The sequence below is a fragment of the Pseudaminobacter soli (ex Li et al. 2025) genome, from assembly GCF_029892515.1.
In the GTDB taxonomy this organism is placed as follows: domain Bacteria; phylum Pseudomonadota; class Alphaproteobacteria; order Rhizobiales; family Rhizobiaceae; genus Pseudaminobacter; species Pseudaminobacter soli_A.
Genome location: NZ_JARXVF010000001.1, coordinates 1,029,615 through 1,051,320 on the forward strand (window position 1 = coordinate 1,029,615; position 21,706 = coordinate 1,051,320).

Here is a 21,706-nt window from a genome sequence, read left to right on the forward strand (position 1 = left end):
TCACTTGTCGACCGGTTGTGGATTGGGGCTATTCAAAGGCTGCACATCGTTTTCGATCTTGATAGGCACGCCGTTGCGCAGCTTGATCTGGCCGGCGGTCACCACGACATCGCCATCCTTCACGCCATCGATCACCGCCACCTGATCGCCCCGCGTCGCACCCGTGGTAACGAATGTCTGGCGGGCGACGAGTTGAGGCTGGCCGTTGGCGTCGGTGCCCTGCTTGTCGACCAGATAGACGATGTTGCCGTAGGAATTGTAGGCGATCGCGGTCTGCGGAAGGGTCACCAGTTTCTGCGGCGCAGAGATATCGATGTCGACCGTGGCGAACATGCCGGGGAGCAGCAGGTGCTCCTTGTTCTGCAAGGTCGCCCGCATCAGCACGTTGCGCGTCGCAGCTTCCACCTGCGAGTTGATGGCCGAGATCTTCCCGGGGAAAGCCTTGTCGGGATAGGTGTCGACCTTGGCCTTGATCGGCTGGCCGACCTTGATCTGCGCCAGTGACTGCTGGGGGACGAAGAAGTCGACATAGATCGGGTCGAGTTGTTGCAAGGTCACGATCGACGTGCCCGCGGGCAGATACTGGCCTAGGTCAGCCTGGCGGATGCCGAGCCGCCCCGCAAAAGGCGCCCTGATCGACTTGTAGTCAATCAAGGCCTGCTGCTGGGCCGCCAGCGCCTGGGCATTCAGCATGTTGCCTTTGTCGGTATCGACGACCTGCTTGCTCACCGTTCTGGATTTAACGAGGGCGTCGTCGCGGTCGAAGGTTATCTTGGCGAGTGCCGCCGTCGCCTTCAGGGCCTCGAGGTGGGCGATGTCATCGGCCGCGGCAAGCTCCAGCAGGAGATCGCCCTCGTCCACGTCGGTACCGGACTCGAAGTGGATAGCCGAGACGATGCCGGAGACCTGCGCGCTGAGATTAGCCCCGTTGACCGCACGCAAACTGCCGACCGCCTCCAGCTGCGGCTGCCAGGCTTGCGTTTCCGCCACCATCGTCGATACGGTTTGTGGCGGATTGGCCAGGGAGGCCATAACCTTCTCGATCATCGCCGCCCGGAAGGCCTCAAATCCGAAGACTCCGCCCAGGACCACTGCGACCAGGGCCAGCATGATCATCATGCGCTTCAGCATCGCTACCCTTTCCAAGGTTACGAGTGCCCCTGCGAAGCCTGTCCTGCATCAATACCCCGGGCGCAATAATGTTGCGCAATAGCTGGCGGGATAAGGTTCGCTATATGAATTCGAACACGTCACCCCAATAGCTAGGTATGCATCCCGCCAATGGGAAGGCCACGGCAACGGTTCGCGTCCGAGCGACGCGGCTCCGGCCGCTTCAGGGTCGGCATAACCCTTCTATTTCATTACGGAATCAATACAGCAGCGCCACTGAACCGCCCGGCACGCAGATCGGCAAGGGCCGTGTTCGCCTGCTCCAGCGGATAAGGCATGGTGTGCGTGCGGACACCCGCTTCCCGGGCTACCGGAAAGAACTCCTGGGCATCCTGCCGCGTCAGGTTGGCAACGGAAACCAGTTCCCGCTCCTCCCATAAAAGCGCATAGGGCATCGAAGGAATGTCGCTCATGTGAATGCCGCCGCAGACCACGCGACCGCCCTTGCGCACTGCGCGCAGCGCCTCCGGCACCAGCGCGCCCACCGGCGCGAAGATGATCGCGGCATCGAGCTGCTCCGGAGGCTGGGCGTCCGAGCCGCCTGCCCAGATCGCGCCGATTTCGCGTGCAAAGTTCTGCGCTTCGACGTCGCCCGCCCGAGTGAAGGCATAGACCTCGCGCCCCTGCCATATGCAAACCTGCGCGATGATGTGGGCAGCGGCGCCGAAACCGTAGAGGCCGACGCGCCGGCCTTCACCCGCACGTTTCAGCGACCGCCAGCCGATCAGGCCCGCACAGAGAAGCGGCGCAAGCGAAACCGGATCGGCTTCCATGTCTAGGTCGAAGGCAAAGTCCGAGTCCGCGACCACATGGGTGGCAAAGCCGCCATCGCGCGTGTAGCCGGTGAATTCCGGATAGTCGCAAAGGTTTTCCGAGCACATCCGGCAATAAGGGCATGTGCCGCAGGTGTGGCCGAGCCACGGCCCCCCGACGCGCCGACCGATGCGCGCGGCGTCGACCCCTTCGCCAACGGCATCGACGATGCCGACGATTTCATGGCCGGGAACCAGCGGAAGCTTCGGATCCGGAAGATCGCCATCGACGACATGGAGATCGGTGCGGCACACGGCGCAAGCTTCGACTTCTAGTCTGATCTGGCCTGGCCCCGGCACCGGATCCGGCCGCTCCGAGAACACCAGCGGCCGCCCCACAGCTTCCAGCACCATCGCCTTCATGCTCGCTCCACCGGACTAGCCTTCGTTGGGGTGGATGCTAACACAATCGCTTCTACGCTGCATTGCAGGCACGTTGCGAATTCATCACGAATTTTCCTGCGGCGGCTGGCCCTTTGCGCTAAAGCGCAGGCCGCTTCGTTCGATCATGCAATTGTCCAAATACGGGCGCTGTTGCTAATGTCGATTCCTGCCGATTGGACTTTGACGTGCGCCTAGATTCCTTCACAGCTACCGAACCCGGACGCCTGCTTGAGCAGGTCCGTGCTACCTTGCGTTTCCTCAATGCCCGCGGCATCGCAATCGTCCTTTTGGGCTGCATAGTCGGCGTAATAGCAGGCGCACTTGTCACCGCGATGGGCTGGATCGTGCAGACGATGCACTGGCTGCTTTTCGGTTTGCAGCCAGGTGCCCGCCTTTCGGCGATGTTTTCCCTGGCCAGCCCGTGGCAGGCACTGATACCGGCCATCGGCGGCGGCGTACTGGGCCTGAGCGTCGCCTATCTGAGGTGGCGACGGTTTCGCACGCCGATAGACCCGATCGAGGCCAATGCCCTCTATGGCGGGCGCCTGTCGATGACGGACACCTTCATCGTTGCAGGACAAACGATTATTTCGACCGGCTTCGGCGCGTCGGTGGGACTGGAGGCGGCCTATACACAGACCGGTTCCGGCATTGCCTCCTGGATCGCGAGGAAGTGCGGCCTTCGCCGCGGCGACGTGCGCATCCTGGTCGGCTGCGGCGCAGGCGCTGCGATCGCGGCGGCCTTCGGTGCACCGCTTACCGGCGCGTTCTATGCCTTTGAACTCATCATCAGCACATACTCCATCGCCAATGTCGCGCCGGTGATGGCGGCCGCGGTTTCCGCCTCGCTGACGACGGCATACTTCGGCGGCATCCAGTTGCCGCTCGACCTCGGCACGTTGCCGCCGCTGACCGCATCGCAATACGTGCCTTACATCATCCTCGGCCTGATTGCGGGTGGGGTTTCCATAAGCATCATGCGTCTCGTCACGCTGGTGGAGCGGTTCTTCTCCAAACTGTCGGTGGATGCCACCCTGCGCCCGGTGATCGGCGGCTGCATCGTCGGGCTGCTCGGCCTCATCACGCCGCAGGTCCTCTCGAGTGGCCATGGCGGCCTGCACCGGGAACTGGCGATGAACTACGAGCTCTATGTCGTCGCCCAGCTTTTCCTGCTCAAGCTGATCGCTTCCGCCGTCTCGCTTGGATCCGGTTTTCGCGGCGGCCTGTTCTTCGCCTCGCTGTTTCTGGGAGCGCTGCTGGGCAAGATATTCGCCGCCGGCATGGGAATACTGTCGCCCGAAGTCGGCATCGATCCACTGGTCGCGGCGGTCATCGGCATGACATCCTTGGCCGTGGGCGTGGTCGGCGGACCGCTGACCATGACGTTCCTCGCGCTGGAATCGAGCGGCAATCTTGCGCTTACCGGCGTGGTGCTGGCTGCAGCCATCGTGTCGTCGCTGCTGGTGCGGGAGGCCTTCGGCTTCTCCTTCTCGACCTGGCGCTTCCATCTGCGCGGAGAAACCATACGCGGCGCGCAGGACATCGGCTGGATGCGCAACCTTACCGTCGGCAGCATGATGCGTGAGGATGTGCGCACTGTCTCCGGCGATATGACTGTGGCCGAGTTCCGAAATGCGGTTCCGCTGGGCTCCACCCAGCGCGTGATCGTCATCGGCCCCGAAAAGAAATATCTCGGCATACTTGTCGTCGCCGAGGTCCACGCCAGACACCCGGACCCGGCGGGCGAGCATGAGCTGATCGCCGATCTCGCGAAATACCGAGACACGGTGCTGGTGCCGACGATGAACGTGAAGGCGGCCGCCGAAGCGTTCAGTCGTTCCGGCAGCGAAGAGCTGGCGGTCGTCCAGGATTTCGTCGGCCGCAAGGTCGTTGGCCTTCTGACGGAGGGCCATCTGCTGCGGCGCTATGCGGAGGAGCTCGACAAGGTCCGTCGCGACATTTCCGGGGAGCGCTGACGGCGGGATTTTGCCGGCTTTCCGGTAACTTGCCAGTCACCAACTAGTGACGTTCCCCGGAGGAACCCCAGTACCGATTGATGAATTAATCCATCGCCAAGGGCGTACAATACGCCTACCTGAAAGTGCTCCTGGCGGATGGGAAAACTGTTCAAACTTATCATCTGGTGCGCTGCCGCCATCGTCGGTGTCAGCATCGGACTTGTGGCCTTCCACAACAACACCATGCGCGGCGGTCCATCCGCCAACACGGCGGCGGCCCGCACTGTGCCCGCGCCTGTTCCGGTGATGACGGCAACCGCCGGCACCAAGAACACGCCGGTCATCATCCGCGGGCTGGGCGCAGTCACCGCGTACAACACCGTGGGCGTCAAGAGTCGGGTGGAAGGCAACGTCGTCGACGTCAATTTCAAGGAAGGCCAGGAGGTCAAGGCCGGCGATCTCCTGATCCAACTCGACGTTCGCCCCTTCCAGGCGACGCTCGACCAGGCCGACGCAAACCTTGCCAAGGACCAGGCCAATCTCGTCAACGCGCAGAAGGATCTTGTCCGCTATTCCGATCTGCTCAAACGCTCCTTCGCGCCAGAGCAGCAAGTGGCCACCCAGAAGGCTACCGTGGCGGCGGATGAAGCGATCATTGCCGGCGACAAGGCGATGATCGACGCGGCCAAGCTGAATGTCGAATATGCCTCCATCCGCTCGCCCATCGACGGGATAACCGGCATCCGGCAAGTGGACCTCGGCAATCTCGTGCAGGCGAACTCCGGCACGCTGGTCGTGGTCACCCAGATCAAGCCGATCTACGTCGTGTTCACCATCCCCGAGACCGACATTCCGCGCGTGCGCAGCGCCATGAGCCAAGGCAAGCTGACGGTCCTGGCCTATGACCCCGCCGACCAGAAAGAGATCGCGCGAGGCACGTTGGAGCTCGTCGACAACCAGGTCGACCAGGCAAGCGGCACGGTGAAGCTGAAGGCGAAGTTCCCCAACAAGGACGAAGCGCTGTGGCCCGGCCAGTTCCTCAATGCCCATCTCGTGGTCGAGACGGTTGAGAACGGTGTCACGGTGTCCAGCGCTGCTGTGCAGACCGGGCCGAGGGGCACTTTCGTCTATGTGGTGAAACCGGACAACACGGTCGAGATGCGGCCGGTGACCGTCACCCAGACCGAAGACAACGTCTCGCTGATCGGTTCGGGCCTCGATGAGGGCGAGCAAGTCGTCACTGTCGGCCAATCCAGGCTTACGCCCGGCACCGCTGTGGCCATCGCCAACAATAACACCGGGATTGCTGCGGTCACCCCGGCAGACCCTGGCGGAGTGGCTACCCAATGAACATTTCCGCGCCATTCATTGCGCGGCCGATCGCCACTTTCCTCCTCATGCTGGCATTGTTGGTGGGCGGCGTGATCGGTTACTACCTGCTGCCCGTGTCGGCGCTTCCCACGATCGACTCTCCTACAATCTCGGTGTCGGCCAGCCTGCCGGGCGCCGATCCGGAAACTATGGCCGCCTCGGTCGCGCAGCCGCTCGAGCGGCAATTCGCCGATCTGCCCGGCGTCAACCAGATCACCTCGTCGAGCACGCTCGGCAACACGCTGATTACCCTTCAGTTCGACCTTTCCCGCAATATCGATGGGGCTGCGAGCGACGTGCAGTCGGCAATCAATGCCGCTCAAGGCTCGCTGCCGAAGACCCTGCCGACGCCTCCCACCTACAGGAAGGTGAACCCGGCGGATCACCCCGTCCTCATCCTCGGGCTTACCTCTTCCGTGATGCCCCTGACGCAGCTCGACCAATATGCCGACCTGAACATCGCCCAGCGGATTTCAGCCATCCCGGGCGTCGGCCAGGTGCTGATCTTCGGGGAGCAGAAATATGCGCCCACCGTCAGCGTCAACCCGCTGGCGCTGGCCGCACGCGGCATCGGACTCGACGACGTCGCCAATTCGATCGCCAGCCTCACTGCCGACCTGCCGGTTGGCACGCTGCAAGGGCCGCAGCAGTCCTACCAGATCGCTACCAACGGACAGCTTTTCGACACCAAGGAGATCGGACGCTCGGTGGTGGCCTATCGCGACGGAGCACCTGTTCGATTGGAAGACATGGCCACGGTCACCGCAGGATCCGAAAGCCCGCTTCAGGCAAGCTGGGTCGGCACGACGCGTGGCGAGATGATCGGCATCTGGCGCCAGCCCGGCGCAAATACGATACAACTGGTCGATCAGATCAAGGCGACCCTGCCGCAGTTGCAGGCCGGCATTCCGCCCTCGATCAATCTCTCGATCATCAGCGACCGGTCGCTTTCGATCCGCGAGAGCTTCACCGACGTCAAGCTGACGCTGCTGGCGGCGGTCGTTCTGGTGGTGCTGGTGATCTTCCTGTTCCTGCGCAATGTCTGGGCGACATTGATCCCGAGTGTGACCGTGCCGCTGTCACTGGTTGGCACCTTCGGCCTCATGTACATACTGGGTTACAGCCTCGACAACCTCTCCCTGATGGCGCTGACGCTTGCCGCGGGCCTTGTCGTGGACGACGCCATCGTCATGCTGGAGAACATCTACCGGTATCTCGAAGCGGGGCACGATCGCGTCACCGCCGCGCTTTTGGGCGCGAAGGAAATCGGCTTCACCATCGTGTCGATCACGGTGTCCCTGGTGGCGGTCTTCATCCCCATCCTGTTCATGAGCGGCACCGCGGGCCGCCTGTTCCACGAATTCGGCATTGTGGTGACGCTCGCTGTGATCCTGTCGGCGGTGATTGCATTGACGCTGTCGCCGATGATGGCTTCGCTGGTGCTTCAGAACCCCAAGGAAGAGAAGCACGGCCGGATCTATCAATGGAGCGAGCGCGGCTTCCAATACATGCTCGACGCCTATGAGCGCGGCCTGCACTTCACCCTGCGGCACCGGCTCGCGATCATGACCTTGAACCTCCTGCTGATCGCCGTTTCGGCATGGATGTTCTATTCCATGCCGAAGGGCTTTTTCCCGCAGGAGGATACGGGCCTCGTCTTCGGCTTTACCCAGGCAGACCAGGATATCTCGTTCGCGGGCATGGCGAGCCGGCAGGAGGCCGTGGCGCGCATCATCGCGCAGGACCCGGACGTCGAAGCCTTCGGCTCCTCGATCGGCGGCAGTTCGAGTTCGGGCCTGAATAACGGGCGCATATTCATCCAGCTCAAGGCCTACAGCGAGCGCTTGGGAACGGCGAGCCAGTTCATCCAGCGCCTGCGACCAAAGCTCGCCGAGCTGCCCGGCGTGACGACGTTCCTGCAGTCGATCCAGAACATCCAGATCGGCGCGCGCCTGACCGCAACGCAGTACCAGTACACGCTGCAGGACATAAACCTGGATGAGCTGAACGAATGGGGCCCGAAGATGCTGGCCAAGCTGAAGACCGTTCCCGGCCTTCAGGACGTGGCAAGCGACCAGCAGACCGGCAGCTCGCAGCTGATGATCAAGATCAACCGGGACAATGCCGCCCGCCTCGGCGTCAACGTGACCGAAATCGAGCAGACGCTCTACGATGCCTTCGGCCAGCCCTTCGTGACCCAACTCTACGGGCCGCTCAACACCTATCACATCGTCCTGCAGGTCGCCCCGCAGTACCAGACGGATGTCTCCGCGCTGTCACGCATCTACGTCCACGGAACCGGCGGCCAGCTGATCCCGATCAGCCAGTTCGCAACGCTTGAGCCGACACCGACAACGATTGCGGTCAACCACCAGGGCCAGTTCCCCTCGGTCACGCTCTCGTTCAACCTGGCGCCGGGCGTGTCCCTGGGCCAGGCGGTGGACTCCATCAACAAGGCCGCGGCCGAGATAGGCATGCCGGACACCGTCACGCCCACCTTCCAGGGTACGGCGCACGAATTCCAGGCGTCGCTGGCGACGCAGCCCATGCTGATCATCGCGGCGCTGTTTGCGGTCTATGTGGTGCTGGGCGTGCTCTATGAGAGCTTCGTGCATCCGATCACCATTCTGCTCACGCTGCCGTCGGCCAGTGTCGGCGCACTGTTCTTCCTGAACATTTTCGGCTTCGACCTGACCATGATGGCGATCATCGGCCTGCTGATGCTGATCGGTATCGTGAAGAAGAACGCGATCATGATGGTGGATTTTGCGCTGGAGCGCGTGCGCATCGAGGGCAAGTCCGCCGAGGAAGCCATCTACGAAGCGGCGGTGTTGCGCTTCCGACCGATCATGATGACCACGATGGCTGCCCTCTTGGTGACGCTTCCCATCGCAGTGGGCATAGGCGCCGGCGCCGATCTGCGCCAGCCGTTGGGCGTTGCCGTGGTGGGCGGCCTGATCGTCTCACAGGCGCTTACGCTCTTCACCACGCCGGTGACCTATCTCTACATGGAGATTTTCAGCGAATGGGCTTCGGCCCGGCTTGCCCGGTTCCGTCACAAGGGAGCTGAGGCGAGCGCCGATAAGGAAACGCCCGCCGCTTCGACGGAAGCAGCGGGCGGCAAGAACTGAGTTTGGCCAGCCTGAGCGGCCAACAACATGTTAGCGGCAGGGCGCCTGATAGGTGCGCGGGTTGCCATAGCGGTCGTAAAGCGGACGGCCGCGCTTGTCGAACTGCTGATAGACGCACATGTTGGGCGCGGTCGAGGCGCCGATAGCAGCGCCGGCAGCGCCGCCGATCAGGGCGCCCGCAACGGTGCTACCCGTGTTCCCACCGATGGCCTGACCAGCCAGGGCGCCAACGCCCGCGCCGATCGCGCCGCCACCAACCGCACGTTCCCCCGGCGTGTTGCAACCGGCGAGCGCAAGAGTCGTCAGCGCCAGGGCGGCGGCCAAAGACAAGCGTATTTTCATCGAAGACCTCTCCTGTTATCGATGCGAGCTAGATAGCACATCAACTTTTGGGCGTCACCGGGCGCCGCCGGCGCGTATCCGTTGAGATGTCAGGCGAAATCGGCGCAAAAGGATCAAATTTTCTTTGCGGTACGATGGAAAAAGTCATGATCATGCCTTGCCCGTCGCGCTTCATATCCGGGCCGGCTGCAACCTATGGCCGGTGCAGACATTCTAACTCTTCAAGCAGGCTCGCAGCGTATCCCCATGCCCGATATCCTTTCACCAGAGTTGCTCCACCAACTGTTTCATACCTACGGGCTATGGGTGCTCTTCTTCGTGGTGATGGGCGAAAGCATGGGGATTCCCATGCCCGGCGAAACGGCGCTGGTATCGGCCTCGCTTTATGCCGGCGCGACCCACAACATCGATCTGGTGCATGTGATCGCAATTGCATCGGCTGGCGCCATAATCGGCGACAATATCGGCTACCTGATCGGCCATACGATCGGCCTTAAGCTGCTGACCAAATATGGCCGCTACATTCGTCTCGACGAGGGCCGGCTTAAGGTCGGCCAGTACATGTTCCTCAAACATGGCGGCAAGATCGTCTTCTTCGGGCGCTTCGTCGCCTTCCTGCGCGCCTTTGCGGCCGTGCTTGCCGGAGCCAACCGGATGGCCTGGCCCCACTTCCTGCTGATGAACGCAGCGGGCGGAATTTGCTGGGCAACCCTGTTTGGCTGCGGCGCCTACTTCTTTGGAGAGCGCATCACAGCCGTTGCCGGTCCGGTCGGCGCGATACTGCTTATCGGGGCGCTCGTCGCTGTGATCGCCGGATATCTGTTCTTCCGGCATCACGAGAAGGAGCTGGAGCTGCGTGCCAGGGCCGCACTGCCCGGCCCGCTCTGAGCTGTAGCGTCTACAGTTATTTGAACTTCGGAAGCCCATGCCGCCGACCTCGAAGGTCGGCGGCAGGAAACTCGTTGGGGACTTAGCCCTTCTTCACCGGCGAATTCATGCCCCAGTTGACCCCGAACGGGTCGCGCAGCAGGCCCCAGCGGTCGCCCCAGAACATGACGTCGAGCGGCACGATCACTTCGCAGCCGGCATCGACCGCCCGCTTCCACCAGGCGTCGATATCGTCGCCCAATACGAGCTGCATCGTATAGCCCTGCGGCGGCACGCTCGGATGGCCGTGCTCCGGAAACGGATCGCCGAGCATCAAGGAGCTTCCATTGACGTAGAGGTGGACGTGCATGGTCCGGCCCTTTTCGTCCGACGGATAGGCGAATACGGTCTCGGCGCCGAAGGCGCGCTGGTAGAACTCGGCCGCCTTGTGGGCGCCGTCGACCTGCAGATAGGCAACTAGCCCGCCAAGCACTTTGGGGGCCGGATTTTCCTTGGTCTGTGCGGTTGCTTCGGACATTCGAAACTCCTGTTGTTCGGGTTTGCCGTAGGCCGGCTCTTATAGTGACGAGCGAGCCGTTGAAAATCCGACAACCCGCCCAAGCTTTTTTCCAGATTCAAACGTGAGGTCGTGAACCGTGCCGGCCCAGCCGCCGTTTCCAAATCTCTGACCGGCTGTCGGATCGGCTTCGGCCCGTGCGTCCTTGCCAGGCAGTCAATGTCAACGAGAGGAGAAGCGGAATGGCCTATGTCGACGGCTTTGTGGTTGCGGTCCCCAGGCAGAATATCGAAGCCTACAAGGCTCTGGCGCGGACGACCGGCGAAATCTGGAAGGAATACGGCGCTCTCGAATACGTCGAATGCATCGGCGACGACGTTCCCTATGGCGAGCTGACTTCATTTCCCCGGGCCGTGCAGGCCAAGGAAGATGAGGTCGTGGTCTTTTCCTGGATCGTCTATGCCTCGCGGGCAGACCGCGACGCCATCAACCAAAAGGTGATGGCCGATCCGCGCCTCAAGAGCTCGATGCAGAACATGCCCTTCGACGGCAAGCGCATGATCTATGGCGGGTTCGAGAACTTTATGGGGCTCTAGGATTCCTGGCCCTGTGCCGCATCCGGCTCATGGGAGCCGGAGCGGCGATTGCACGTCAGGTCACGCCATCTGCGCCACTTTCGAGCGCTTGCGCTTGGGCCGCAATGCGCTCGACCCGATCAGCCGGCCGATACCGCCCGAGATCAGGGAATTCACATCGAGCAGGACCTGCGGGATGTTCAGGCCGCCCGGGCATGCCAGGTATTGCGGCGTCCACACAGGCGAGAACTTCTGCTTGAAGGCCCGCAGACCCTCGAAGTGATAGAAGTCGTCGCCGTGGCGGAAGACGAAGGTCGCCATGCGGTTCCAGCGCGAGGCCAAGGCATGGTCGGCAAGGCCCGAAAGCGGTGCTGCGCCAAGATTGAACCAGCGGTAACCCTGCTCCTTGGCGTAGAGCAGCAAGCGAACGAACAGCGCGTCCATCAGCACCTTGGACACCCCGGGCAGGTAGCGCATGAGGTCGATCGACATCTCGTTCATGCCGCCGCTGCGCCAGATATTGGCGAAGGCGACGATGCGGTTGCCATGCGCGGTCTCGCGTATCACAGCGATATCGAAATGCGACAGGTAGTCGGGATCGAAGCTGCCGAGCGAAAAGCCCTTTTCCTTACCGCCTTTTTCCTGCAGCCAGACATCCGAAATGTGTCGCAACTCGTCCATGATGTCGGGCACGTCCTTGCGCGCAATGACCTCGAACGCCAGGCCTTCCTTGGCCGCCCGTCGATCCGAGTAGCGATGTTCCTGGTTTTTCGGCCCCTCCAGCGAGAATTCCGACAGGTCGACACGCGCCACCTCGCCGAGCTTCAGTAGCGCATAACCCATGTCCAGGTAGAGCGGCAGGTTGTCGGGCCGCACGGCATAGAAGACGGCGCGCGACGCCTCGCGATCGGCCATGTCGCGGAACTGCCAGACGAGGTCTTCAACCTGCTCCGGATCGCCTACCGGGTCGCCCATCGAAACCAGCGAGCGCCCGGCCCGCGCATACATCAGAAACGCCTGACCGTCCGGCGACCACAAGAATTCCTTGTCGCCAAGATAGGCGATGTTGGTCTGCGTATCGGGCGAATTCGCAATGGCGGCGGCAATGGCATCGGGCTCGGTGTCGTCACTGCGCTTGGTCTTCGCCGGCGGGCGATGGATCGCCACTGCCACGCCAAGGCCCACCGCCGCCACGACCAGGCCGACCGTTGCGCGCAGGAAGCGCGGCGCCTCGCCGCGCCATGCAAACTCCCAGAACAGTTCGTTGGAGTATTCGACATGGCTGTAGGAGAAGAAGCCGAGCCAGGTCGTCGCGACCAGCGCCAGCACCACCAGCGCCAACCACTCCCACGACAGACGGCTGATGCGTTGCGGCGTACGGCGATAGAAGGCCGGGCGCGACAGCAGCAGGAACACCGCCGACAAGGCGAGCGTAAGCGCCTCTTCCCAATCCAGCCCCTTGATCATCGACAGCAGCGATCCGGCAAAGAGCATGGCGACGGCGACGACCCAGGCCGAGAAAAGTCGCCGGTGCAAGCCATGGGCGATAACCAGGAGGGCGAGGCCCACAAGGCTACCCAGGAAATGGGACGATTCCACCAATGACAGCGGCAGCCAGTCCTCCAGCACTTCCAGGCGGTCCGGGATGCCGGGCGTTGCGCCGGAGAACAGCAGCACCACGCCGGAAATGAACACCAGCGTGGCCGCCACCAGCGGCACCATCGCCCTGATCGCCTTGCTGGGACCGACGAACCAGGCTGCCAGCTTGCCACGCATGAAGCCGGTCTCGACTGCGGCCAAAGCCACCACGGCAAACGCGAAAGGCAGGAAATAATAGATCAGACGGTAGGCCAGCAGTGAGGCCAGGATGTCGGCGCGTCCGTGCAGCCCAAGGCCGCCGATGAGCGTTGCTTCGAACACGCCGATGCCGCCCGGCACATGGCTGATCGAGCCGAGGATCACCGCGCTCATATAGACCGTGATGAAAAGCGCCGGCCCGACCGGTGCATCGGCCGGCAACAGGACATACAGCACTGCCGCGGAAGCCAGCAGATCGATCACGCCGACCAGCAGCTGCAGTAGCAGCATGCTGCGGCGCGGCACGGGAATGCGCCAGGCGAACAGCCGCAGGTCGCGACCTTCGGACCCGGCAACGACGAAGAGCGCGACCAGCGCCGCGATCATGCCAAAGCCGAACACGCGGTCGGCGGACTCGTGCATGATCCGCAGGAACGGAATGCCGTCCGGATCCACCATCAACGCTAGACCGACGATGGTGGCGAAAGCCAGCCACAGCCCCATCCAGCTCAGCACGACGACCTGGCCGATCTCGCTGGCATCGAGCCCGCTGCGGGAATAGGTGCGGAAGCGGATCGCGCCTCCGGTGAAGAGATGAAAGCCGAGGAAATTCGAGAATGCGTAGCCGCTCATGCCGGACATGGCCGCGTTGTGCCACGGCACCTTGCCGGGAGCGACGATGTGACAGGCGACGATGTCATAACTTGCCAGCGCGCAATAGCTGACAGCGGTGGCGATCAGGGCCAGCCCTATGCCCCATGAGGGCATCGCGCCCAGTGCCGACCTGATGTCGTGAAGGCTCAGCCCGGCCGTCATCTGGTGGAACAGCCAAAGGGCTACCACAGTGACCACTACTGCCAGGACGGGTCCGAAATAGGCCCCCGCGCGCTTATAGAAACGCGTTCCTTCGACGGTTTGCTCGCTCATGAATGAACGCAAGCCTCCAAGCAAAGACTCTTCTAATGCTCCATGCCCTGCGCAAAACCGATATCGATCCGATTTCGCGGCAGGCGGCGATGTTAGTCAATTGCCTCGCGGCTTTTTGGCGGCAATCATCTCAACTGCACGCAAAAAAGTGCCGCCCGGACAATTTGTCCGAGCGGCATGTCAGCCTTATGTCGATCAGGCGTGGTTGAAGGGCACCGCCACGAAAGTTTGCGTGTCTCCCCGTTCGATCAGGAGCAGAACGGACTTCTTGCCGGACTTGCTGGCCTCGGCCACGGCGCGGCTTGCTTCCTTGGCATTCCGCACCGGTATTTGGTTGACCGAGAGAATCACGTCGCCTTCCTGGATGCCTTGATCGGCACCGGCTTTGTCAGGATTGACGCTGGCAACGACCGCTCCCTTCTGACCAGCGGGAAGGCTCAGCGCCTGGCGAACCGGAGGCGTGATATCGCCCAGCGACAAGCCAAGGCTCGGGACGTTGAAATTGCTTTCAGGCGACTGGCTCGGCGCAGGCTGGGCTGTTGCAGTTTTCTCGCTGGTGTCGTTGTTGCCAACGGTGATCGTGATGTTCTCGCTCTTGCCGTTGCGCCAGACGGTGATGTCTTCCTTGGAACCCGGCGCCACGTCAGCCACCGCGCGCGACAGATCCTTCGGGTCCTTGACGTCATGGCCACCAAAGCCGGTCACGATGTCACCCGTCTTCAGGCCAGCCTCTGCCGCCGGCGAGCCATCGCTGACATGTGCAACAAGCGCGCCGGAAGGCGCATTGAGGCCGATCGCATTGGCAACGTCGGGCGTAACCGGTTGGATCTGCACGCCGATGAAGCCATGCTCGATGGAGCCGTTCTGGATCAGCTTGGCCACGACCGGCTGAGCCTGATCGGAGGGGATGGCGAAGCCGACGCCGACATTGCCGCCGTTGGGCGAGTAAATGGCCGAATTGATGCCGATCACATTGCCCTGCATGTCCACAAGCGGACCGCCGGAATTGCCGTGATTGATGGCGGCATCAACCTGGATGAAGTCGTCATAGGGGCCGCTGTGCAGGTCGCGACCGCGTGCCGATACGATACCGGCGGTTACCGTCGTGCCGATGCCGAACGGATTGCCGATCGCCAGCACCTGGTCACCGGTCATGAGCTTGTCGGAGTCGCCCCACTTCAGAACGGGAAGCGGCTTGCCGGCATCGACTTGGATGACCGCCAGGTCGGTCTTGGAATCGCGGCCGAGGAGCTTGGCCGGCAGTTCGGTACCATCGTCGAGCGTCACCTTGATTTCGGAGGCGCCATCGACGACGTGGTAGTTGGTCACGATCGTACCATTTGGATCGATGATGAAGCCCGAACCCAAGGCCTGAGTCTCTTGGTTCTTCGGGCGATGCGGCACCTGCGGCATACCTTTGTCGCCGAAGAACTGGTGGAAATATTCCTCGAAAGGCGAGCCGGGCGAGAATGGCGAGTTGTCGTTGCTGTCGCTCGAAGAGACCCTCATCTTGGTCGTGATGGTCACCACTGCGGGCTTGTCCGAACTGACGATAGGAGCAAACGAGCCACCCGGCGCGACGATGCCGGCAACGGGAATGACCGGAAGCGTTGCGTGTGCTTTGGCGTGCAGCATGGGTGAAAGCAGGAAGGGCGTAGCGATCAGCGCCGCGCCAAGCAAGGCGGCAAGACGGTGTCTACGGAGGATGGTGGAGGACATTTGCGTGGTCCCTACGAGAGTTGATCCAGTGCCGTGGCGTGTTCCTGACGAAACTGTCTGTTCGACGTATCGGGACCGTGCATGGTCGGTTCGGCACGTCGCCACGGATCATTCGATACCCATGTAGTTAGGGCGCGATCGGGCCGCAATTTAGTGCTTTTGCCCACATTACGAAGATTTAATTCCCGGCTCCACAATACACGCTGGATTGGGGTGGAAACCGACAAGAATCGAACTCGAACATCGTCGGACAAAAGAATTACTTGAGGTATTCTTTCGGATCACGCTTTCGATCTACTGAGCGAAAGAGACGAGCCGACGCTACTTGCCACCGATCAAGGTGTCGCGCGGGCTTCCTGGTCGAGGCGCTTTTCCAGACCATCGATGATCTTCGCAGCCAGGCCGGGATAGTCGCCGTCGAAATGGTGGCCGCCCGTAGTCTTGAACACTTCCGGTCCATGCCCCTCGAGCTGGGGACAGGCGGTGTCATCCTCTTCCTGCCCGTAGAAGCACTGGATGAGCTTCGGATCGATCTTGCCGAGTTCGGGCATCGTGGCAACGGCATCCGAGCTGGAAGAGCCCAGCCAACCCGCCACCGATATCTCGAAGTCGGCCTGGGGCGAAAAACCCAGCAACGAGATCTGCCTGACCTTCTTCTTGTCGTCGTCACTCAGCGCATTGAAGGTGGCCGGCATGATGTCGGCGCCGAACGAATAGCCGACCAGGATGACGTGCTTGACCTTCCACTGCTCCGTGTAGGTCGTCATCAGTTCGTGCAAATCCTTTGCGACATCCTGCGGTGTCCGCGCGGCCCAGAAATAGCGCAGCGAATCCACGCCTACGGTCGGTATGCCGCGCGACTGCAGAACATCGGCGACGCTCTTGTCGAGATCTCGCCAGCCGCCGTCGCCGGAATAGACAATGGCCATGGTGTCATGCGTCGGCTTGGCTGGCAGCGCCACGATGGGCATGCTGGCAGCCGCGCTGGCGGGCGGGTTGCCGACCATGGCAGTCAAGGAAGCTTCCAGCGCTGCCTGCGCCGAAACGCCGGCATCCTTGATGGTGATGTCGAAGCCCTGCTTGTGAAGGTCCTCGATATGGCTGCGCCCGTCGGCAGAAGCTTCCGGCGTAAAGGTAACGTCGATCGGATTGGGCAAGGCGCCCTCGGCGAGGTCGTAGACGGTTCCCTGCGGGGTCACCTTGCGGGGCGCGCCGCTGCAAAGGGTCTTGGCGAGCGGAACGCTGACGGTCGGATCCACGGCCACGCTGTGTCCGATCGTGGCTGCGGGCGTCTGGGCCGCGATCGCCATAACCAGCCCGCCGCCCTGCCCTACGCCGGCGAGAATCGGGGGATTGTAATTGTCCGAATTGGCGGCACGCTGAGCCTGATGGCTGATGTTTTCTATGTCCGAGACGAGATAGGCGCAGTCGTCCGGAACCTTCTCTATAGCCTTCAGGTAGCGCGGCAGGTCAACGCCGATGACGATGGCGCCGTTCTTGCTCAAGCCCTGCGCAAAATCGTCCTCGGAAGCGGACCAGCCCGTCTTGTCGGAGAACAGGAAGACAGTGCTTTTGGGCGTATCATCGGGCATGACGATGCGGGGGGACGGGATGAGACCCGTATCGATGGACGCACCAGGGGCCGATCCCGCTACGCCAAGCAGGCAGAAGGAGGCAAGGGAGAACCCCAGAAAGCGCTTCACGTCCATGTTTCCTGATATGCGATTCTGCTCAAAAATATTTCAGAGATGCGGGATGGCAACCAGACCAAAAGTTCCGCAGCGCGACGCAGCACCTTGATCGAGAAAAATGGCCGGCATTAAGGCATTGACCGACCTTGGCACCGAGGTTTCAGAACTTTCGAACGACGTAGCAATGCGGCCACGACAGAACCCCAAAAACAAAAAAGCCCGGCAAGGTTGCCGGGCTCTTTGCAAGGCGTAGTTGGTTAGATGCCGATCGGCATATGCTCGGCCGAGCGGGTCACGGCGCGCGGCGCGGTGATTTCCTTCCACTTCGACAGTGCCTGGTTGACGGCCGGGAACGGCCGGCGCTTGACGAACTTGCCGCGGCCGGGCTGCGGCTGGTCGTTCTGGCCGTGCGACCAGACCACATCGCCGCGCGAGAGCGTGCAGCGCGGCAGGCCGTTGACCTTGAAGCCTTCGAACACGTTGTAGTCGATGATCGACTTCTGGTTGCTGGCCGAGATCGTCTTGGACAGCTTCGGGTCCCACACCACCAGGTCGGCATCGGAGCCCGGCAGGATCGCGCCCTTCTGCGGGTAGATGTTGAGGATGCGTGCGATGTTGGTGGAGGTGACCGCGACGAATTCGTTCATGGTCAGACGGCCGGTTTCGACGCCGCGCGTCCACAGCACGGGCATGCGGTCCTCGAGGCCGCCGGTGCCGTTCGGGATCTTGCGGAAATCGTCGAGCCCAAGCGTCTTCTGCTCGCTGGTGAAGGCGGCATGGTCGGTCGCAACCACCTGCAGCGAACCGGCAGCCAGACCGGCCCACAGGCTGTCCTGATTGCTCTTGTCGCGGAACGGAGGCGACATAACCCGGCGCGCCGCATGCATCCAGTCAGGGTTCTGATATTCACTCTCGTCGAGCGTCAGGTGCTGGATCAGCGGCTCGCCGAAGACGCGCATGCCCTTCTGGCGCGCACGGCGGATGGCCTCGTGGCTCTGCTCGCAGGAAACGTGCACGATATAGACCGGCACGCCGGCAGCATCGGCGATCATGATGGCGCGGTTGGTCGCCTCGCCCTCCACTTCCGGCGGGCGCGAATAGGCATGCGCCTCGGGACCGGGAATGCCGGCATCGATGTATTTCTGCTGGAGTGCGGCGACGATGTCGCCATTTTCGGCATGGACCAGCGGCAGGGCGCCGAGTGCTGCGCAACGCTGGAACGAGGCGAACATCTCGTCGTCGTTCACCATCAGCGCGCCCTTGTAGGCCATGAAGTGCTTGAAGGTGTTGATGCCGCGGTCCACGACCTTGGCCATGTCGGAGAAGATCTGCTCGGACCAGTCGGTCACGCACATGTGGTAGGAATAGTCGGACGACGCCTGGCGCGTTGCCCTGTTTTCCCATTCCTCCAGTGCTGCCAGCATGCCATCCTGGCCGGGGATGACGAAATCAACCACCATGGTGGTGCCGCCCGAAAGCGCGGCAAAGGTGCCGCTTTCCCAGGTTTCGGCGGCAGTGGTGCCCATGAAGGGCATTTCGAGATGGGTATGCGGATCGATGCCGCCAGGCATGATATAGGCATCGCTGGCATCGATCACCGTATCGCCGGACAGGTTCTGCCCGATGGCGGCGATGCGCTCGCCTTCGATCAGGATGTCGGCCTCGTAGGTCCGGTCCGCGGCCACAATGGTGCCGCCCTTGATCACTTTCGACATTGCGAAACTCCTTCCTTATTCAACCCCTGCGCAGTCTCCGCCATTCAGCCAAGCTGCGCTTTTTTGTTCAACGTGACCTGCTTAACCGCTTCGGCGACAGCGCCGGAGCCGGGCAATTCATTGGGCCAACCAAACCGATGATTGTGGAAGCCGGACAAAATGACAAGACCGCACCGAATGCATCGGCGCGGTCTCGAAAAGATTAGGGATTTCGGCGATCGAGGTGGGGGTTGACCGGCTCAGGCTTTCGGCAGAAGTCCGCGCGGGTCGATGTCGGGCTTGCGGCCGGCGACGATGTCGGACAGGAATTTTCCCGAACCGCAGGCCATCGTCCAGCCGACATGGCCATGGCCGGTGTCGAGATAGAAATTGTCGTAACGGCTGCGGCCGATGGCGGGCACCGAATTGGGCATCATCGGCCTGAGGCCTGCCCAAAGCTCCGCCTTCTTCTCGTCGATCGCGCCTGGGAACAATTCGTGGGCCGAGCGGAACATGCGGGCAAAGTCGCTCGGCTTGTGGGTCCGGTCGAAACCGGCGAACTCGGCCGTCGAGGCAAGGCGCAGGCGATTGCCGAGGCGCGAATAGGCGACATAGCGGTCTTCATCCACACCGCCCATGGTCGGCCCCTTCTCAGGGTCTTCCAGCGGGATCGTCGCCGTATAGCCCTTCACCGGGTAGACCGGCAGGTCAATGCCGATCTTGCGGCCGAAGACGCCGCTTTCCGGCCCCATGGAAAGAACCGCCGCATCACAGGCAATCGAGCCCTTGCTGGTCCGGACGGCACGTACGCGGCCGCCTTCGACATCCAGGCCCTCGACATTGGTGTCGTGCATGAATTTCACGCCGAGCCGCTCGACAGCCACCTCCGCGAGCTTCGTGGCGAACATGCGCGAGTCGCCAGTCTGGTCCATCGGCGAATAGATGCCGCCAACGATCCTGTCGCCGGAACTGGCCAGCCCCGGCTCGACCTCGAGCAGCCGCTTGCGATCGACTACCTCGACCTCAAGCCCGCGCTCGGCGATGTAGCTGAAATGCTTGGCGCCGTTGTCGAGGCTCTTCTGGTCGCGATAGAAATAAACGATGCCCCTGCGCCGTTCATCGAAGTCGACGCCGGTCTCGGCGCTGATCTCGTTGATGCATTCGCGCGAATAAAGGGCCAGCCGCAGCTTCACGTCGGTGTTGGCATAGGCGCGCGCCTCGGTGCACTGGAGCAGGAAGCGCCAGGTCCAGGAGAGGAAGGCCGGATTGGGGCTCAGCCGCAGCTTGATGCCCAGATCTGGGTTGAAGATGGACTTCACGAACGTACGCAGCGCGCCCGGCGAGGCCCAGGCAAAGGCATCGCCCGGCGAGACCAAGCCGGCATTGCTGTAGCTGGTGCCGCGCGCTGGCGCCGGATGACGCTCGATGACGGTGACCTGATGACCGTCGCGCGCCAGATAATACGCGGCCGCCGTGCCGACGACGCCGGCGCCCAGAACCAGAATTTTCATGAAAGATCGCCCCCTGCCCGCCGGCTAGGCGCTGCGCGCCGAATTCTTGCCGGTCAAAATCCGCTCCCACGATAGCGCATCGCCAACGATGGCGTCGAGATCGTCATGCGTCGGTACCCAGCCGAGTTCGCGCCGTGCAAGGCCGGCGTCGGCGATGATCGAAGGCGGATCGCCGGCCCGGCGTCCGCCTACCGTCACGTCGAATTCGCGGCCATGCACGCGCCGGACGCTATCGACCACCTCAAGCACCGAATAGCCGTGACCATAGCCGCAATTGGCGACGAGGTTGCCGCCGCCATCACGCAGGCGCTGCAAGGCAAGACGATGTGCCGCTACGAGATCGGAGACATGGATGTAGTCGCGCACACAGGTGCCGTCGGGCGTCGGATAGTCCGTGCCGAAGACCTGCATCGACTGTCGTTTGCCCAACGCGGTCTCCGAAGCGACCTTGATGAGGTGAGTCGCGCCGGGCGTTGACTGGCCGGTGCGGCCGCGTGGGTCGGCGCCGGCGACGTTGAAATAGCGCAGCGCGGTGAAGCGCAGGTTGTGTGCGGCGGCCGCATCGCGCAGCATCCACTCGCTCATCAGCTTGGAAAGGCCGTAGGGTGATTCGGGCGCCAGCCTGGCATCCTCGCGCACCGGCTCCAGCCCGGCCGCGCCATAGACCGCAGCGGTGGAAGAGAAGATGAAATGTGGCACGCCTGCGCGCACCGCCGTCTCGATGAGGGAACGCGTTTTGGAGGTGTTGTTCTCGTAATAGGTCAGCGGATCGGCAACCGATTCGGGCACGATGATGGAGCCGGCAAAATGGATGATGGCATCGACACCGTGTTCCCGGATCACCGAGCCGATCAGCGCGCTATCGGCGATGTCGCCCACCACCAGCTTGGCCTCGGGCGCCACCGCCCATTCGAAACCGGTGGAAAGGCGGTCGACGACGACGACGTCCTCGCCCGCGTCCAGCAATTCCCAGACCATGTGGCTGCCGATATAGCCGGCGCCGCCAGTCACCAGAACCGTCATGCTTGAGTCCCCTTCACTGACATTCCTTGCTTACTGATAGGGCGGCGCGAACGCCACCACAAACCAAGATATGCGCCATCTCATCCGGGCATGACACTATTTTGACCTGGATCAATGAAGTGGATCCATACGAGCCTATGTTTGGACCAAAGGCGGCGTGGCATTTTGACCGCATTCGTGGAATGGACTGAAATGCGCGCGGTCACTATGATCCTGC

At 62.3% G+C, this 21,706-nt stretch carries 15 protein-coding genes; 5 read left to right on the forward strand and 10 right to left on the reverse strand.

Going from position 1 to position 21,706, the window contains the following annotated elements; translation table 11 throughout:
- Complete coding sequence (locus M2281_RS04920; protein ID WP_280819969.1) at positions 1-1,131, reverse strand: efflux RND transporter periplasmic adaptor subunit; 1,131 nt, start codon at positions 1,129-1,131, stop codon at positions 1-3.
- A 230-nt stretch (positions 1,132-1,361) separates the two neighbouring features.
- Entirely contained in the window at positions 1,362-2,345 is a 984-nt protein-coding gene (locus M2281_RS04925; protein ID WP_280819970.1) for a zinc-dependent alcohol dehydrogenase family protein, read from the reverse strand.
- 245 nt (positions 2,346-2,590) lie between these two features.
- On the opposite strand from M2281_RS04925, the gene M2281_RS04930 reads away from it, so the two are divergent.
- The 3 genes from M2281_RS04930 to M2281_RS04940 all read left to right on the forward strand — a co-directional run bounded on the left by M2281_RS04930 (position 2,591) and on the right by M2281_RS04940 (position 8,826).
- On the forward strand, positions 2,591-4,342 hold the full coding sequence (locus tag M2281_RS04930) for a chloride channel protein (RefSeq protein ID WP_280821119.1): 1,752 nt from the start codon (positions 2,591-2,593) through the stop codon (positions 4,340-4,342).
- A gap of 138 nt (positions 4,343-4,480) precedes the next feature.
- Positions 4,481-5,674: an efflux RND transporter periplasmic adaptor subunit gene (locus M2281_RS04935; RefSeq protein ID WP_280819971.1), complete on the forward strand. Its 1,194-nt coding sequence runs from the start codon at positions 4,481-4,483 to the stop codon at positions 5,672-5,674.
- Positions 5,671-8,826: an efflux RND transporter permease subunit gene (locus tag M2281_RS04940; protein ID WP_280819972.1), complete on the forward strand. Its 3,156-nt coding sequence runs from the start codon at positions 5,671-5,673 to the stop codon at positions 8,824-8,826. Before M2281_RS04935 ends, M2281_RS04940 begins: the two co-directional genes overlap by 4 nt.
- A 30-nt stretch (positions 8,827-8,856) precedes the next feature.
- Here the strand turns inward: M2281_RS04940 and M2281_RS04945 are convergent, their stop codons facing one another.
- Positions 8,857-9,168 (reverse strand): glycine zipper domain-containing protein, encoded by a 312-nt coding sequence (locus tag M2281_RS04945; RefSeq protein WP_280819973.1) that lies wholly within the window; start codon positions 9,166-9,168, stop codon positions 8,857-8,859.
- Positions 9,169-9,414: 246 nt separating this feature from the next.
- On the opposite strand from M2281_RS04945, the gene M2281_RS04950 reads away from it, so the two are divergent.
- Entirely contained in the window at positions 9,415-10,056 is a 642-nt protein-coding gene (locus M2281_RS04950; protein ID WP_280819974.1) for a DedA family protein, read from the forward strand.
- 82 nt (positions 10,057-10,138) lie between these two features.
- On the opposite strand, the gene M2281_RS04955 is transcribed toward M2281_RS04950, so the two are convergent.
- Positions 10,139-10,573 carry a VOC family protein gene (locus M2281_RS04955; RefSeq protein ID WP_280819975.1) on the reverse strand — a complete coding sequence of 145 codons (435 nt, stop codon included), beginning with the start codon at positions 10,571-10,573 and terminating at the stop codon, positions 10,139-10,141.
- Between the two features lie 221 nt (positions 10,574-10,794).
- Between M2281_RS04955 and M2281_RS04960 the strand changes: the two genes are divergently transcribed.
- Positions 10,795-11,148, forward strand: a complete 354-nt coding sequence (locus tag M2281_RS04960; RefSeq protein ID WP_280819976.1) for a DUF1428 domain-containing protein — start codon at positions 10,795-10,797, stop codon at positions 11,146-11,148.
- A 60-nt stretch (positions 11,149-11,208) separates the two neighbouring features.
- On the opposite strand, the gene mprF is transcribed toward M2281_RS04960, so the two are convergent.
- The 6 genes from mprF to galE all read right to left on the reverse strand — a co-directional run bounded on the left by mprF (position 11,209) and on the right by galE (position 21,489).
- Entirely contained in the window at positions 11,209-13,851 is a 2,643-nt protein-coding gene (gene mprF, locus M2281_RS04965) for a bifunctional lysylphosphatidylglycerol flippase/synthetase MprF (protein WP_280819977.1), read from the reverse strand.
- A gap of 195 nt (positions 13,852-14,046) precedes the next feature.
- Positions 14,047-15,570 (reverse strand): DegQ family serine endoprotease, encoded by a 1,524-nt coding sequence (locus tag M2281_RS04970; RefSeq protein ID WP_280819978.1) that lies wholly within the window; start codon positions 15,568-15,570, stop codon positions 14,047-14,049.
- 335 nt (positions 15,571-15,905) lie between these two features.
- Positions 15,906-17,279 (reverse strand): AcvB/VirJ family lysyl-phosphatidylglycerol hydrolase, encoded by a 1,374-nt coding sequence (locus M2281_RS04975; RefSeq protein ID WP_425537668.1) that lies wholly within the window; start codon positions 17,277-17,279, stop codon positions 15,906-15,908.
- Positions 17,280-17,518: 239 nt separating this feature from the next.
- Complete coding sequence (gene hydA, locus M2281_RS04980) at positions 17,519-18,976, reverse strand: dihydropyrimidinase (protein ID WP_280819980.1); 1,458 nt, start codon at positions 18,974-18,976, stop codon at positions 17,519-17,521.
- Between the two features lie 239 nt (positions 18,977-19,215).
- Positions 19,216-20,466: a D-amino acid dehydrogenase gene (locus M2281_RS04985; RefSeq protein ID WP_280819981.1), complete on the reverse strand. Its 1,251-nt coding sequence runs from the start codon at positions 20,464-20,466 to the stop codon at positions 19,216-19,218.
- Positions 20,467-20,490: 24 nt separating this feature from the next.
- Entirely contained in the window at positions 20,491-21,489 is a 999-nt protein-coding gene (gene galE, locus M2281_RS04990) for a UDP-glucose 4-epimerase GalE (protein WP_280819982.1), read from the reverse strand.
- Positions 21,490-21,706: the final 217 nt, after the last annotated feature.

What these genes read in the sequence shown, in the direction of transcription:
- M2281_RS04920 (WP_280819969.1), bottom strand. Translation starts at nt 1,131, where the DNA reads ATGCTGAAGCGCATGATGATCATGCTGGCCCTGGTCGCAGTGGTCCTG.
- M2281_RS04925 (WP_280819970.1), bottom strand. Translation starts at nt 2,345, where the DNA reads ATGAAGGCGATGGTGCTGGAAGCTGTGGGGCGGCCGCTGGTGTTCTCG.
- M2281_RS04935 (WP_280819971.1), top strand. Translation starts at nt 4,481, where the DNA reads ATGGGAAAACTGTTCAAACTTATCATCTGGTGCGCTGCCGCCATCGTC.
- M2281_RS04940 (WP_280819972.1), top strand. Translation starts at nt 5,671, where the DNA reads ATGAACATTTCCGCGCCATTCATTGCGCGGCCGATCGCCACTTTCCTC.
- M2281_RS04945 (WP_280819973.1), bottom strand. Translation starts at nt 9,168, where the DNA reads ATGAAAATACGCTTGTCTTTGGCCGCCGCCCTGGCGCTGACGACTCTT.
- M2281_RS04950 (WP_280819974.1), top strand. Translation starts at nt 9,415, where the DNA reads ATGCCCGATATCCTTTCACCAGAGTTGCTCCACCAACTGTTTCATACC.
- M2281_RS04955 (WP_280819975.1), bottom strand. Translation starts at nt 10,573, where the DNA reads ATGTCCGAAGCAACCGCACAGACCAAGGAAAATCCGGCCCCCAAAGTG.
- M2281_RS04960 (WP_280819976.1), top strand. Translation starts at nt 10,795, where the DNA reads ATGGCCTATGTCGACGGCTTTGTGGTTGCGGTCCCCAGGCAGAATATC.
- mprF (WP_280819977.1), bottom strand. Translation starts at nt 13,851, where the DNA reads ATGAGCGAGCAAACCGTCGAAGGAACGCGTTTCTATAAGCGCGCGGGG.
- M2281_RS04970 (WP_280819978.1), bottom strand. Translation starts at nt 15,570, where the DNA reads ATGTCCTCCACCATCCTCCGTAGACACCGTCTTGCCGCCTTGCTTGGC.
- M2281_RS04975 (WP_425537668.1), bottom strand. Translation starts at nt 17,279, where the DNA reads ATGGACGTGAAGCGCTTTCTGGGGTTCTCCCTTGCCTCCTTCTGCCTG.
- hydA (WP_280819980.1), bottom strand. Translation starts at nt 18,976, where the DNA reads ATGTCGAAAGTGATCAAGGGCGGCACCATTGTGGCCGCGGACCGGACC.
- M2281_RS04985 (WP_280819981.1), bottom strand. Translation starts at nt 20,466, where the DNA reads ATGAAAATTCTGGTTCTGGGCGCCGGCGTCGTCGGCACGGCGGCCGCG.
- galE (WP_280819982.1), bottom strand. Translation starts at nt 21,489, where the DNA reads ATGACGGTTCTGGTGACTGGCGGCGCCGGCTATATCGGCAGCCACATG.